The organism is Shewanella sp. BF02_Schw (assembly GCF_014596695.2).
In the GTDB taxonomy this organism is placed as follows: Bacteria; Pseudomonadota; Gammaproteobacteria; order Enterobacterales; family Shewanellaceae; genus Shewanella.
In genome coordinates, this window is the sequence record NZ_JABKAW020000001.1 from 155,464 (window position 1) to 170,630 (window position 15,167).

The 15,167-nt window shown below is 41.6% G+C and carries 15 protein-coding genes; 7 read left to right on the plus strand and 8 right to left on the minus strand.

Features of this window, described 5'->3' with window-relative positions; translation table 11 throughout:
* Positions 1–70 precede the first annotated feature (70 nt).
* Complete coding sequence (gene ispB, locus HNW13_RS00845; RefSeq protein WP_101088746.1) at positions 71–1,042, minus strand: octaprenyl diphosphate synthase; 972 nt, start codon at positions 1,040–1,042, stop codon at positions 71–73.
* A gap of 403 nt (positions 1,043–1,445) precedes the next feature.
* Here ispB and rplU point away from each other — a divergent pair, with 403 nt between their 5' ends.
* The 7 genes from rplU (at position 1,446) to HNW13_RS00880 (ending at position 5,630) form a co-directional block, all read left to right on the plus strand.
* Positions 1,446–1,757 carry a 50S ribosomal protein L21 gene (gene rplU / locus HNW13_RS00850; protein WP_101088747.1) on the plus strand — a complete coding sequence of 104 codons (312 nt, stop codon included), beginning with the start codon at positions 1,446–1,448 and terminating at the stop codon, positions 1,755–1,757.
* Between the two features lie 16 nt (positions 1,758–1,773).
* Positions 1,774–2,028: a 50S ribosomal protein L27 gene (rpmA, locus tag HNW13_RS00855; protein WP_011638531.1), complete on the plus strand. Its 255-nt coding sequence runs from the start codon at positions 1,774–1,776 to the stop codon at positions 2,026–2,028.
* 200 nt (positions 2,029–2,228) lie between these two features.
* Positions 2,229–3,395 (plus strand): Obg family GTPase CgtA, encoded by a 1,167-nt coding sequence (gene cgtA, locus HNW13_RS00860; RefSeq protein ID WP_011638530.1) that lies wholly within the window; start codon positions 2,229–2,231, stop codon positions 3,393–3,395.
* Between the two features lie 20 nt (positions 3,396–3,415).
* Positions 3,416–4,174: a threonine/serine exporter family protein gene (locus HNW13_RS00865; protein ID WP_101088748.1), complete on the plus strand. Its 759-nt coding sequence runs from the start codon at positions 3,416–3,418 to the stop codon at positions 4,172–4,174.
* Positions 4,174–4,644: a threonine/serine exporter family protein gene (locus HNW13_RS00870; protein ID WP_101088749.1), complete on the plus strand. Its 471-nt coding sequence runs from the start codon at positions 4,174–4,176 to the stop codon at positions 4,642–4,644. Before HNW13_RS00865 ends, HNW13_RS00870 begins: the two co-directional genes overlap by 1 nt.
* A 19-nt stretch (positions 4,645–4,663) precedes the next feature.
* Positions 4,664–5,146, plus strand: a complete 483-nt coding sequence (gene folA, locus HNW13_RS00875; RefSeq protein WP_192114345.1) for a type 3 dihydrofolate reductase — start codon at positions 4,664–4,666, stop codon at positions 5,144–5,146.
* Positions 5,147–5,243: 97 nt separating this feature from the next.
* Entirely contained in the window at positions 5,244–5,630 is a 387-nt protein-coding gene (locus tag HNW13_RS00880) for a DUF3718 domain-containing protein (protein WP_101088751.1), read from the plus strand.
* A gap of 481 nt (positions 5,631–6,111) precedes the next feature.
* On the opposite strand, the gene HNW13_RS00885 is transcribed toward HNW13_RS00880, so the two are convergent.
* The 7 genes from HNW13_RS00885 to lptD form a co-directional block, all read right to left on the minus strand.
* Positions 6,112–8,133, minus strand: a complete 2,022-nt coding sequence (locus tag HNW13_RS00885) for a methyl-accepting chemotaxis protein (protein WP_192114346.1) — start codon at positions 8,131–8,133, stop codon at positions 6,112–6,114.
* Between the two features lie 153 nt (positions 8,134–8,286).
* Complete coding sequence (locus HNW13_RS00890) at positions 8,287–9,105, minus strand: symmetrical bis(5'-nucleosyl)-tetraphosphatase (protein ID WP_192114347.1); 819 nt, start codon at positions 9,103–9,105, stop codon at positions 8,287–8,289.
* 3 nt (positions 9,106–9,108) lie between these two features.
* A complete protein-coding gene (gene apaG / locus HNW13_RS00895) occupies positions 9,109–9,489 on the minus strand; it encodes a Co2+/Mg2+ efflux protein ApaG (protein ID WP_101088754.1) in 381 nt (126 codons plus the stop codon).
* A gap of 48 nt (positions 9,490–9,537) precedes the next feature.
* Positions 9,538–10,344, minus strand: a complete 807-nt coding sequence (gene rsmA, locus HNW13_RS00900; protein ID WP_182744170.1) for a 16S rRNA (adenine(1518)-N(6)/adenine(1519)-N(6))-dimethyltransferase RsmA — start codon at positions 10,342–10,344, stop codon at positions 9,538–9,540.
* 9 nt (positions 10,345–10,353) lie between these two features.
* Positions 10,354–11,337 carry a 4-hydroxythreonine-4-phosphate dehydrogenase PdxA gene (gene pdxA / locus HNW13_RS00905; RefSeq protein ID WP_162023751.1) on the minus strand — a complete coding sequence of 328 codons (984 nt, stop codon included), beginning with the start codon at positions 11,335–11,337 and terminating at the stop codon, positions 10,354–10,356.
* Between the two features lie 9 nt (positions 11,338–11,346).
* On the minus strand, positions 11,347–12,651 hold the full coding sequence (surA, locus tag HNW13_RS00910; protein ID WP_101088757.1) for a peptidylprolyl isomerase SurA: 1,305 nt from the start codon (positions 12,649–12,651) through the stop codon (positions 11,347–11,349).
* A gap of 144 nt (positions 12,652–12,795) precedes the next feature.
* Entirely contained in the window at positions 12,796–15,096 is a 2,301-nt protein-coding gene (lptD, locus tag HNW13_RS00915; protein WP_101088758.1) for an LPS assembly protein LptD, read from the minus strand.
* Between the last annotated feature and the right edge of the window lie 71 nt (positions 15,097–15,167).

Consider the following 15,167-nt stretch of genomic DNA (forward strand, 5'->3'; position numbering starts at 1 on the left):
CTAAATGTTACTAACTAATTGTTACTCACTACTGTTAATTACTATTAACGGCTGCAACTAACTGCTGCGATTAACTGCTGCGATTAACTGACAAATGAGCTAACGAAATGAGTGCTTGCTTGTAGTTACTGTCAGGAAAAACACTGAGTGCATCTATGGCCTTCTGTGCTTCTGCTTGAGCTTTATCCTGAGTATAAACTAATGCGCCAGACTCCTCTAACGCCACCAAAATTTCATCAATTGCTTTGGTGCCATCACTTTGCTTAATTGCATCTCGAATGAGTTTTTTAGCCGTGTCAGATCCGTTTTCCATGGCATAAATTAGCGGTAATGTTGGTTTGCCTTCAGCAAGGTCATCACCGATGTTTTTACCTAGTTCGTCAGCGTTAGCAGTGTAATCCAGTAAATCATCCGTTAATTGAAAAGCTGTGCCGAGGTATTTACCGTAATCAGCTAATGCTTGTTCTTGCTCAGCGCTCACATTGGCTAAAACACCGGCTAACTGAGTTGCCGCTTCAAACAATTTTGCGGTTTTACAGTAGATCACCCGCATGTAGTTTGCTTCGGTGGTATCAGGGTCATTACAGTTCATCAACTGTAAAACTTCACCTTCGGCAAGTACGTTAGTGGTATGAGCAAGGACTTGCAGTACTTTCATGTTATCGAGCTCGGTCATCATTTGAAATGAACGAGTATATAAAAAGTCACCAACTAGTACGCTAGCACTATTACCAAATAAGGCATTGGCGGTTTCACGGCCGCGACGCAATGTCGACTCATCAACAACATCATCATGTAGCAAAGACGCAGTATGGATAAACTCGATGATCGCCGCGAGTTTAAGGTGATGTTCACCTTGGTAGTCAACGGTTCGTGCGGCTAATACTGATAATAACGGACGTAAACGCTTACCACCGCCATTGATAATGTAAAAGCCTAATTGATTAATTAGGGCTACATCAGATTCAAGTTGTTTATATATCAGCTGATTGACTGCTTGCATATCAGTGTCAGCCAGTTGACGAATGGCGTTTAAATCCATAATAGTCTCTGGTTGTTGGGCGACAGGCTTGCACCCTTAATTAGTCATATCGAATTAGAGCGCATATCTTACAGGATATCAGTGCTATTTTTCAAAGTATGTATTTCCACAATTGAACATACAGAATCCTGATTTTACGATAGTTAGTAGGATTCTGACCAATTTAATTATAAAACTTAGGTATAAATTAACATGGTCATGTTAACTAAATTTTAAAGAAGGCACATTAGCTATTAATGAATAGTGTGCAGTGATGAGGTCTTTTTTATTTGATAGTGAATTAAGACTTGCCTGATGATAATTCTTCGCGTAGAATCCGCGCCCATTGTCATTAAAAGTTTTTTAGCACCTAGTCTCGTCAATAATATGAGTTAGTGTGTTAGTCATTTGGAGTAAAATAGCCATGTATGCTGTTTTTCAAAGTGGCGGAAAGCAACACCGTGTTGCTGAAGGTCATACAGTTCGTTTAGAAAAATTAGAAGTTGCTACTGGTGAAACCATAGAATTCGATCAAGTTTTGTTGATCGCTGATGGTGAAACAGTACACGTTGGAGCTCCTTTAGTTGCTGGCGGTAAAGTCGTAGCTGAAGTAGTTGGCCACGGTCGCGGCGAAAAGGTAACTATTATCAAGTTCCGTCGTCGTAAGCATCACGATAAGAAGATGGGCCACCGTCAGTGGTTCACCGAAGTTAAAATCACTGCGATTAGCGCATAATTTAGGAGTCTAACTCATGGCACATAAAAAAGCTGGCGGTAGTACTCGTAACGGCCGCGATTCGGAAAGTAAACGTCTTGGTGTTAAGCGTTTTGGTGGTGAATCAGTTCTAGCTGGTAACATTATCGTTCGTCAACGTGGTACTAAGTTCCACGCTGGTGTAAACGTAGGTATTGGTCGTGACCATACTTTGTTTGCATTAACAGACGGTAAAGTAAAGTTTCAAGTTAAAGGTCCTAATAACCGTAAGTTTATTAGCATCGAAGCTTAATTCTTTCTAAGCTAGATCTCGAAAGCCCTGCCTATGGTGGGGCTTTTGTGTTTTTTATATCATTAAACTGTTATTGATAGTTTAATGATTTTGTTTATATGCAGTAGGCGATATCGTGATGAATGCTATCTTCAGCGCTTTCCTGCAAATTCCAGTGATTTGGGATTATAATTACAGATTAAGTGGCGTCAGGAGTCAGTATGAAGTTTGTTGATGAAGCGAATATTCGCGTAGAAGCAGGTGACGGCGGAAGCGGTTGCGTGAGTTTTAGACGCGAAAAATATGTTCCAGATGGTGGTCCAGATGGTGGTGACGGTGGCGATGGCGGCAGTGTATATCTGCAAGCTAACGAAAACTTGAACACGCTGATTGATTATCGTTTTACTCGTTTTCATATGGCTGAACGTGGCACCAATGGTCGTGGCCGTGATTGTACCGGGCATGGTGGTAGTGATTTGGTTCTGCAAGTACCAGTAGGTACTCGTGCTATCGATCAAGAAACAGAAGAGTCACTTGGCGATCTTACTGTAAATGGACAAAAGCTGCTTGTTGCTAAAGGTGGTTTCCACGGTTTAGGTAACACCCGTTTTAAAAGTAGTACTAACCGTGCTCCGCGCCAAAAGACATTAGGTACCCCTGGTGAAGTACGCTCAATTAAACTTGAGTTATTGTTACTTGCTGATGTGGGTTTACTAGGGATGCCAAACGCAGGTAAATCAACCTTTATCCGTTCGGTATCACGTGCGACGCCTAAAGTTGCGGATTATCCGTTTACGACTTTAGTGCCAAACCTTGGTGTGGTTAATCCGCGTCCAGGCCAAAGCTTTGTTATTGCCGATATCCCAGGTCTAATTGAAGGTGCTGCTGAAGGTGCCGGCTTAGGTATTCGTTTCTTAAAGCATCTTGAACGTTGCCGTATGTTGTTACACATTATCGACATCGAACCTATTGATGGCGTAGACCCAGTGTATTCTGCTCGTGCAATTGTCGGTGAACTTGAAAAATACTCTCCAAAACTAGCGGCAAAACCGCGTTGGTTAGTGTTTAATAAAACTGATTTACTGCTAGATGAAGAGATACAAGCTAAAATCGATCGTATTGTCAAAGAGTTAGATTGGCAGGGTGATGTTTATACTATGTCAGCTTACAATCGAACTGGTACTGAAGAGCTAAGCATTAAGATGCTTGACTACATTAGAAGTTTACCGGCTATTGTGGAAGAAATTACCGCTGATGCTGACGTTGAGTTTAAATGGGATAATTACCATAGCGCTGAAGATGAAAACGCTAATGAAAATTATGATGATGACTTTGACGAAGATTTTGATGATGATGACTATGATGTAGAAGTCATCTATCAACGTTAAAGAGCTCATTTGAGGACGTCGTGTACGAAGATAGCCAAAATGAAATTACCCGCCTTGTAGTACGCTGTGCGCAGCTACTACTGGCATATGGTGCTGAGTCTGATCTCGTTGAAGAGATTAGTCAGCGCCTTGGTAAAGCACTCGGTATTGCTAGCATTGAATTATCAATATCATCCAATGCATTAGTATTAACTAGCTTGGTACACGGTAGATGCATTACCACAACCCGTCGTATTCGTGCTCATGGCATTAATATGATGGTGATTTGTGAGCTTCAACGAATTTGCATACTAGCCGAAAAAGGTATTTATGGTGCCAATGAAGTTCGTAGACGCCTCGCTCATATTTCTCCTAAAACATACCCCGCAATTGCCGTAGTTCCTATGATAGGTTTGTCGTGCGCAAGTTTCTGTCATTTATTTGATGGCGACATGATGGCATGCTTGATCACATTTTTTGCCTCAGCGGTTGGAATGATAGTACGCCTTTTTCTGGCATCTCGACATTTCAATTTATTGGTTAACTTCTCACTGACTGCATTTGTGATCACGGCTATAGCTCAAATCGGCTATCTTGGATCTATCTCCGAAACACCTCAAGCAGCAATGGCGGCCAGCGTGTTGATGCTAGTACCAGGGTTTCCGTTGATTAATGCAATTTCGGATATGGTCAAAGGTCACATGAATGTGGGTATTTCCCGCTGGGGTCATGCAACCCTATTAACTTTAGCATCGGTTATTGGTATTACCATTGCGATGCAAATGGGAGGGATATTTTAATGTTATCCTTTCTAAGTTTATTGCTGCATGATGCCTTTTTTTCGGCGATACCTGCGGTTGGTTTTGCGATGGTGTTTAATGTCCCTAAACGCTATTTAATTTATTGTGCTATCGCCGGTGCTATTGGCCACAGCTCAAGAACTTTCTTATTACATTTTTCAATGCCAATTGAATGGGCGACATTTATCGCCGCAGCTATTGTTGGCTTGATTACTATTCAGTTTGCTAAACGTCACCTTGCTCCACCATTGATGTACGCTGTTGCTGCCATTATTCCAATGGTACCAGGAACGTATGCATTCAATACTGTCATTGCATTAATTCAACTCACAGCACAGAGTCAGGTTAGTCCCGAACTCACAGCTCAGGTCATCGTCAACGGTTTAAAAACAGTATTTATCTTAGGTGCGCTGGCGGTAGGGTTAGCGTTACCAAGTTTGCTTTACTACCGTAACAGACCAATTATTTAACCATAAGGATTTTGCTTCAATGCGTATCGCAATGATTGCCGCAATGGCCAACAATAGAGTTATAGGTAAAGACAATAAAATGCCTTGGCATTTACCTGAAGATTTACGCCACTTTAAAGCGATGACCTTGTCAAAACCTGTTGTGATGGGGCGCAAAACCTATGAGTCAATTGGTCGACCATTGCCGGGGCGCCACAATATAGTGATTAGCCGTAATAATCAGCTGAGTATTGAAGGTGTTACCTGTGTAAAAAGTTTCGATGAAGCTATCACTGCAGCGGGTGATTGTGAAGAAATGGTGGTGATTGGTGGTGGTCAACTTTATCAACAACTATTGCCTCAAGCTGACGTATTATATCTAACGTTAATTGATGTCGATGTAGAGGGTGACACGGTATTTCCTGCCTGGGATGATGGTTCTTGGGATTTACAGAACTCAGTAACTGCAACAAACGACAAAGGATTGCAATATAGCTTTAACACTTTAGTTAAAAAGTGTTAAATTAGTCGGGTTTACCCCTGAAATTAATATGTAAAAGTGATCTAAATCATGATCTCTATACATAGTTATATAACTATAAAATATAAAGGAGTGTCAGATGCGTCTATTGCCTGTAGCTATTGCAGCCCTGATTGCAGCATCTTTTGTGTCAGCCCCTGCTATCGCCGATACAGATCAATTAGTTGCAAATATTTGTGATTATGTGAAATCAGACGACAAAAGCCGTTTACGTAAGAAGATGAAAGAAAGTCGTGTTAAATTACGTAATGTTTATTCAGGCATTTCTTGTGATGGCAGCAGTTTATTGCGTACTGCCTACAATTCAAATGCTAATGATGTCGGTGAGTTTATCGCAAAGCGTCTACCTTCAAGTGATTTAGCTATTCCTGAGGCTGATGGCAAAACCATTCTAGATTGGGCAGCTGCTAATGGTCATGACGGTAGCCCGATTACTGCCGCGATTAAAGACCGAGTTGGTGGCTAATTCTGGCGATGTGTCATCGTTGAGTCAGTCAATGTAATTAGAAATGCCGATAAGTAATTATCGGCATTTTTTATGTCGATAATTTACCCATTAGGTTGATTAGCAATGACGGATTACATTCGCCTTATATTTATTTGTTGTTTGCTTTCAACTTTCAGCCTGCTTACTGATAACTTGCTACTTACTGCGACCTATCTGCACATCAATTTGAGTCTAAAATCCATGTTCTATTAATGCCAGACAAGCCATTGGTTTCTGGCTGGCGTTACCAATTACAATCAAGGTTACCACACGCATGAGTTGATAGTTGAAAGCGTGCTCTGTGGCTGTTCAGCGACTAGTTTAGGCATAATATTTTGCTTGTTATAAATCGATTTATTTCATTTACCATCAGAGTGTCAGTTACTCGTAATCAAATATTACAGGCAATAAAAAAGGCCCACTAAGGGCCTTTTGTGAATACTAACTTATATTGTATAGATTAAACCTTGAACTCGCGTACCGACGCTTGTAGTTCTTCAGCAAGCATCGCAACTTGCTGACTTGATTGTGCCGTTTGATCCGCACCTATTGAGGTTTCTTCTGAAATAGAGGCAATATGTTCGAGTTTTTCTGAAACTTGTTGGCTAACGATATTTTGCTCTTGGGCTGCTTGGGCAATATGGTTACCAGAATCAAAGGCTCTGTGAACTGACTTACTAATGGTCTCTAAGGCAAGATTTGATTGTTCATTCTTTTCAACACAGCTCTGTGCTTGAGTACGACCCAATTCCATCACTGCAACGGCTTCTTGCGTACCAAGTTGCAATACTTCAATCATTTGCTGAATTTCACTGGTTGAGTGTTGGGTACGTGATGCTAAGTTACGCACCTCATCAGCCACAACAGCAAAGCCTCGTCCTTGTTCTCCAGCTCTTGCAGCTTCAATAGCCGCGTTTAGCGCAAGTAAGTTAGTTTGATCTGCAATCCCACGGATCACATCTAAAATAGAGCCGATTGACGCACTATCGGAATGGACTTTATTAATAACAATACCGGCTTTAGCGACTTCTTCAGCAAGGGCAATAATGGTATTTTTGCTTTCTTCTGCAAGCGTACGCATATGCTGTGTTTCTTGGTCAGCTTGTTTAATCTCATTCAGTGCTTGATCTGCGCTCATTGATACCTGTTGTGCACTCGAGCTCAGTTCCGTGGTTGCAGCAGCAACTTGGTCCACTTGGCTCTTTTGCTCTTGAATACCGATAGTGGTTTGCGAGGTAATTGCAGAGGTTTCTTCTGCTGCAGCAGCTAACTGATTTGAGCGATCAACTATTCCAATAATAAGACTTCGTAGGCTGTCGACTAACCGGTTGCAGTTTTTGGCTAATTCTGCGAATTCATCATGGCCAGTGTCATCTAATTTATGGGTTAAATCACCTGACGCTAGCACATTTAACGCTTTATTGACTTTCTCTAACGAGCGGGTCAATGGTTTAACAACAGCAATACTGACAATAATGGCAACGATAATGGCAGTTAATACTACCAGTAACGTTTTAATGGCTGCTGAATCAATGATTTCTAAGGCTGTCGTGCTGATATCACTCGCGAAAGTGTCGATGGCTTTTGCCAAAACAGCCATTTTCTTGTTGACGTCTTTTGCTTCGCTTTGTGTATCGATTAACTGTTTAGCGGCCGCAAACTCGTGATTTAATTGTTGTTGTTTTAGCTCGAGAATTGAACCGTTGCCTTTTAGCAACTTAAATACTTTTGCACTTTCAGCGGTTAAATCTTCTAAAACTGAACTGCTGACAATACCACTGCCCTGACGACCAATATGATCTAATTTTGATGAAGCTTCGCTGACCATGTAATCGAGTTCTTTGATGATAAGGTCATATTTACTTTGTTCAGTTGAGGCCACCAAATCATAAATTGTGGTAATGATATTGATGAATGTACCATCAACTAAACTGGCTGACGCAGCCAAACTGCGTTCAGTTTCATCTTCGCTGGTTTCTAGATCGATGATATCTAATAAAATAGATGAAGAGTCATCTGCTGCATTTTCCAGGTTACTGCGCATTTTGAGTAACTTCTCTTGCAAGCTAAGAGCACTCTCACGCTCTACGATCATTTTTTTTGCACTCATTTTATACACAGCGTAGCTTTTCGTTAACGCAGCTAATGGCGCAGTAAGCTGATTCTGTTTGCTTACTAAATTATTTAAGCGTGTAAGATCTTTTTCAAATGCGTTATCTAAATCAGTGAGCTTCTTTTCTATCGTTGGAATCTTTGATGAATGCGCACTGTAATAAGCGAGTAACGCTTCAATTTGCTGGGTGCTTAAGTTTTCACTTAAAATACTCGTCGATTCAAGTGCTGGTAGGCTGATCGTCTTAAGAATAGTCGTCCCGTCTTTAATACTGTTGTTGCTCAGCATGGTCACGCCACCGAGGACCATCAATAACAGTGTCACCACGGTAAAACCGCCAATGACCCTGGTCGCTACATTAATTTTCATACAGTACTCCGGCTATTATTATTTGATCCTGATTTTTATCTTGTATGTGCTATCGCATACCACGATAGGAATTTATTAAAGGGCGATTGTTTCTCAGGCAAGCGTAATAAATTCTACATTTAGCTATCGGCTAAATGGTACTTTAGTTTAACGTTAAATTAACTTTTTTTGGGTAATTTTTTCATTCTTTTCAAGATGCCATAGTGTTAAATGCTCTCCCCAGCAGCAGCCAGTATCTAATGCGAGAACGTGCGGATTACTTGTTTGGCCCATTAAGGCCGCCCAGTGCCCAAATATGATGGTGTTTTGCGGTACTGTTTTTGATTCAAATTCAAACCATGGACGTAACTCGGCAGTATGCTGTTCGCTGGGTGGTGATTTACATTTAAAATCAAGACGGCCATCAAGGTGTAAAAAACGCATACGTGTTAATGCATTGATACAATAACGTAGTCTGTCAATACCGTGCAAAGATGGAGACCAGTGCTCAGAATCTTCTGTGTACATTTTGGCAATTAATGCACTTAGATAATCATTTTGCTGTAATGCAAAGCTGACTTGCTCTGCTTCATGTTCAAGGGTTGCTATATCCCACTGTGGAGGCACTCCCGCATGGGTCATGATGATATTATGTTCAGGTAAGGTTCTGACTAAAGGCTGTTGGCGGAGCCAATTGACTAAATTATCAATATCAGGAGCGTTGAGTAATTCATCAAGATGATCTTGTGGATTGGCTCGTTTTAGCTTCCCGTGCAGAGCCAAAAGATGTAAGTCGTGATTGCCCAGTACCACTTTTGCTGAATCTTGTAATGATTGGAAGAAGCGAAGTGTTGCTAACGATTCAGTACCTCTGGCCACAAGATCGCCAACCGCCCAAAGTTGATCTTTGGATGGGTTAAAGGCCACCTTTTGTAGCAATAGTTGTAACTCGGAGTTACATCCCTGAACATCGCCGACAAAATAGTGTGCCATGGGTTATTGAAATATCCCAGGAACAGCAAGGCGAAAAGGTGGAATGGTCGCTAAAAAGCGCTCGCCTTTATGATTTTCCATGCCATAAGATCCTTGCATAAAGCCCACCGGCGTTTCCATCACAGTGCCACTGGTATACTGGTAAGCAGTATTGGGTGCAATAGTGGGGGTTTCACCAACAACGCCAGGGCCTTTTACTTCATTCTGTTCGCCGTCAGCATCGGTGATGATCCAATGACGGTCTTTAAGAGTCACCTTATTATCACCTAAGTTGATGATGGTAATGGTATAGCTAAAAAGGTATTTATTATCGGCGGCATCGGATTGTTGTTCTAAATATTGGGTGTCGACTTTAATCTTAATAGGCGATTCAACTTGGGTCATGTTATGTCCTAAAGCAAAAGGGCATGCTCAATATGCATGCCCTTATAATTAATCTTTTTTATCACACAGCATATTAGCCATTGCCACATATTGTGGGACACTAATTTGTTCTGGCCGCAGACTTGCGTCAATTTGCAGTGTTGCAAAATCTTCGTCTGAGATTAAGGTTTTTAAATTATTACGCAAAGTCTTACGGCGCATATTAAATGCTGTCGTGACTAAGTGTCTTAATACATCGACATTTTTACACGGCCAAGGTTTGACTTCAAAAGGCAATAATCTTATCACTGCAGAATCGACTTTCGGAGCAGGTGTAAAGCTTGTTGGTGGCACTTCTAAAACGGGTACCACTTGGCAATAATATTGTGCCATCACCGTTAAACGGCCATAAGCTTTGGTGCCAGGACTTGCTGATAAGCGCAAAACCACTTCTTTTTGCAACATAAAATGCATCGTTTCTATTTGTTCAGCAAACTCAAACAAATGGAACATCAGTGGCGTTGAAATATTGTAAGGAAGGTTACCAAACACTTTCATTTTCTTGCCAGGCTGTTGCAACTGACCAAAATCAAACTGTAATGCATCACCTTGGTGAATGGTCAGTTTGTCTTTAAGTATTGGGTGATATTGTAAGCGTTTAACCAAGTCACGATCTAATTCAACAACGGTTAAGTTATCAATCATATCTGCAACAGGTTCAGTTAATGCACCTAAACCAGGTCCAATTTCAACCATTACATGATCATTATCAGGTGCAATAGCGCCTACGATGCTGCTAATCACGCCTTGGTCGGTTAAGAAGTTTTGTCCAAAACGCTTTCTGGCCGTGTGGCCTAAATGTACTTTATTACTCATTAAAATGGGTTACTTACTTTTTGAGGCCAATTCGATGGCTTTGTTTAATGCACAGGTAAAACTGCCGCAATCCGCTTTACCACTGCCGGCCAATTCTAGCGCGGTGCCGTGATCGACTGAGGTGCGAATATAAGGTAAACCTAAGGTGATATTGACCGACTTGCCAAAACCTAATGATTTAAGCACAGGTAATCCTTGGTCATGATACATAGCTAATACCACGTCAGCTTGTTCGAGATACTTAGGCTGGAATAAGGTATCGGCTGGCAACGGGCCAACAATATCCATGCCTTGTTCTCGTAACTCGTTGAGCGCAGGTATGATGGTATCGATTTCTTCACGGCCTAAATGGCCGTCTTCTCCTGCGTGTGGATTGAGTCCACACACATAAATTTTGGGTGAGCCTAAACCAAATTTACTGACCAATTCACGATGCAAAATGCTAATAATGTGATGTAGTCTGTCGCGGGTAATGGCTTTTGCAACGTAAGCTAATGGAATATGTGTGGTCATTAGTGCCACTTGTAACCCTGGGGCTGCAAGCATCATGACGACATCTGCACAATTAGCTTGTAGTGCAAAAAATTCGGTATGACCGCTAAATGGAATACCTGCTTGGTTAATAATGCCTTTGTGCACAGGACCGGTAACGACCGCGTCGAATTCATTCGACATATTTTTTTCACCGGCGTAGCGCAAAGTTTCTACTACATAAGCGCTGTTAGCTTCATTCAGTACACCACACTCAACTTCTTCTGCTACTGCAAAAGGAGCAATGGTTAATGTGCCTGCTGTTTGCGGCTTCGGTGGTTGCGATGGTTGATAAGGCCTGAGTTGTAAAGGCAGTCCAAGCATTTTTGCTCGTGTCATGAGCAAATTTTGGTCGGCACAAACAACTAACTCAACAGGCCAGGCCTGTTGAGCGAGTTTGATGACTAAGTCGGGACCAATACTTGCTGGTTCGCCGGGAGTGATGGCAATACGTTTAGTCATTAATTTTGCTTAGCCTCGTTTGCTTTCTGGCTCAACGATTTCGATATACGCTTCTGAACGCATTTCGTCTAACCAGTTTTGTAGCTCTTCATTAAACTTACGACGGAAGATTAATTGATGAGCACGGTTACTGTTAAATTGTTCGGTTGCATCAGTTTTACGGCGCGATTCAAGTTGCACTACATGCCAGCCATGAGTTGTTCGGAAAGGCTCACTGTATTGGCCTTCCTGAAGACTGGCTAATGTTTGCGTAAACTCTGGCACATACATGCTTGGGTCTGCCCAACCTAACTCACCACCTTTAGCTGCAGAACCTGGATCTTCAGAGTACTGAGTGGCTAATTTAGCAAAATCTGCGTCACCTGCACGAACTTGAGTCAAAAAGTTAGCTAACATCGCTTTTGCGCGATCTTCCGATAATATCGGCGATGGCTTTAACAGGATATGGCGTGATTTTACTTCTTCAACTTCTTGGGTTTGTAAACCACGAGTGTCGACTACTTTAATAATATGGAAGCCTGAACCCGATTTAATCGGACCGATTATGTCACCTTTTTTGGCGTTACTGATAACTTCAGCAAACAAGGTTGGCATTTCGTTAATGTTCATAAAGTCCCAAATCCCGCCTTCTAACGCTTTAGGACCTGATGAAGACGCAATAGCGGTACTACGGAAATCGTCGCCATTGTTTAAACGTTTAAGCACGATTTCTGCACGGCGGCTAGCACTTTCAAGTTGTTCGCTCGTTGGGTTGCTTGGTATTTCAATCAGAATGTGACCAATTTGAAACTCAACATCTTTTAAACCTTGCTCTTGAATCAATTTCACTAAGCCACTAATTTCTTGTGGTGAAACCTGAATACGGCGTTGCACTTGAATACGCTGAATTTCACCTAGAGTGACTTCTTGACGTAACTGTTCGCGATATTGGCTAAAGCTCGTACCTTCGCTTTCAATAGTTTGTTGCATTTGCGCAACGGTGACTTTTTGTTCTTTAGCGATGTTTTCAATCGTTTGGTCTAATTGTAAATCACCAATCTGCAAGCCGATACGTTCAGCCATTTGCATTTGCAAGTGAGTTAAAATGAGACGTTCGATAACCTGGGTACGTAAGGCATCATCAGACGGTAATGTTTGTTTAGCTGCTTTAGCATTGGCTTTAACAGTTGAAACCATGTTGGTGATTTCACTCTCAAGAATGATGCCATCATTAATTTGTACTGATACGCGATCTAATGGCATTGGCGCAGCAACACTGGTGTTACTCATAGCTAATGCTAGTAATGCAAAAATTATTTTTTTACTGTGTTTCATCCACAAAATCCTTGGCACATTCGATTCAATATAAACTGGCAATACATCGCCAAAATAAGGTTACTACTTCATACTCAACAGCATGTTTGTTGTTATTGGACTATGAGTTTGTCGCTAGGTTCAGCAATCTATCACAAAAGAATGCTAATTCCTCAAGTAAAGTGGTTTACGGTAGTTAAATAAGCCTTCATTTAACATGTCGTCTACCCCTAACGGACCTGATCCGCCTAAGCCTTTAATGACAAAGTTTAGGTAAACACCGCTTTCAAACTCTTCGCGTCCGTCAACGCTTTCTGATAAATCATCATCGTAGTTGGTTTTGATACGATAATGATAACTTAAGCGCAATGCCCAGCAACATGACTCGTATTGTACGCCAGTGTAAGTTTCAATATTACGAGATTCATTGAGGTCGTAATAGTAGTTACCGACAAAATATAAGTTGTCACTAATAGGCCACGATGTGCGCACGCCTGCTTGGGAAATATCAACTTGATCATTGGTGTTGGTATTTAATAAGTCGGGTACATAACGGTAGCTTAACTGCAATAATCGGTCGCTACTTGGGCGATAATCCAAAGTGATTTCATTCTTTTTGTTTTCACCCGTTTCAGTGTCGTGTTGTACTGAACCACTCACAAACCAATCGTTGTATAACTGGGCATCTAATTCAGCCGCTAATACCGATGTTGACTGGGTTGTTTCTTCGAAAGCATCGTCAATACTGACTTTAGAGTTTTCCAAATACATGATTTGCCCCACGCTAAACTTGAGTTTTTCGCGGTTAGTTTGATCAAACAAACGAGTGGTAAAACCTAAGGTAAATTGGTTGGCATCAGCAACACGGTCTAAGCCTGAGTATTGGCGATCGCGGAACAGACCATAATAGTCTTCTTGTAATTGTGCGGTGTCATAAATACCAATATTGGATTGGTCTTCATAGCCGACATAAAGATATTGAATCTGAGGTTCAAGGGTTTGACGGTATTGTTCATCAAACAATTGGGTTGCTCGCTCAAAATTCACCTGACCGTGTAAACGCGCTTGAGGAATCGTACGGCTTATACTGTCGTCTAATGTTGAGTCTTCGTCGATGTTTTGCTGCCAGTACTGAGTTTGCAGTAATTTAACTTCACTGGTAAATGAACCTGCTGGCCCTTGTATTGGCCAAATTAAGCTAGGCACTAAATGTAAGCGGGTAGCGGTATTATATTCATTATCTTGATGACGGAAATTGGTCAGTTCTGAATTAAATTTAAAGTCGATAGAGTTAAAAATGTCTGCAGAACGATAATTAAAGTTTAGCTGTGGCATCACTTGATACGGTTTTTCATCTTCACCGAGCACTTTAATGTCTTGCACGCGCATGTTGAAGTCCCAGTTGCGTTCAAAATAACTAGCTTCACCGATCCGTGATAACTGGTTGTCGGTTGACTGATTAACGTCGGAATTTAAATCGTTGAAATAATTGTTATCAGACACATCGGTATAGTCCGATCTTACTCGCCAGTTTTTGTTGACTGCGCCTTGATGGCTCCAGTGATACAAATAACGGTCAGCATTAGAGGTTAGCTTACTGTCGCTACCTAAATATTCGACATTGAACTGGCCATTTTGCTGTTCGCCAGCGAGATAGCGAAATTCCGTTTTGGTATACAACCCACGCGAAGACATGAAGTCTGGGGTGAAAGTTAAGTCAAACTCTGGGGCGATATTCCAATAATACGGGGTGCTAACTTCTACACCGTTAGTGGTGCTGGTACTAAAACTTGGGAATAAGAAGCCGGTTTTACGTTTATCTGATACAGGCACTGTCATATACGGGATATATAATACTGGGATGTTGGCAATACGCAGCTTGGCATTCCAAATTTCACCCCATTCTTCTTTGCTGTCAATTTTGATCATATCAGCTTCAAGTAACCATGATTCATCACCAGGAGGGCAGGTAGTGAAGTTGGTTTTTGTTAGCAATAGATTATTGTCTGAAGTTATCTGTAGTTTTTCTGCATCGCCATGTACTTGTTGCCCATGTAGCCAATACTGAGCCCCTTTTAAGGTGGCGTTATTCGTGCTCATTTGGGCTTCTAAGGTATCTGCTGTGACGGTAAATAACTCATCTTTAAAGATAAGGTTACCTTCTGCATTTAAGCGTTGTTGTTTTTGATCTAATACCGCGTTGTCAGCAGCGATATGGCGAAGTCCCTGGCTGAAACTCACATCACCCGAAAACTCAGCTTGGTTATTGTAAGCAACGGCAGAGTGATCGCTAATGATAACAATTTGATCGTCTGATATGCCGGTTAATGCCGCACGGTCTTCGAATGAACGAGACACAGGCGGAGCAACAACGCATTGCAATGAAGGCGCTTCTGTCGTTGTAGGCTCATCGGCCAACACGATATTTGGGAGTAGGCTTAGTGCCAGAAAATAACGGATCTGCATTGTTGTCAATAATTTATGAATTCTGATTCCGGAAAGTTTTGGAGAGAAAAAGATACTCAGCTAGATGAAAC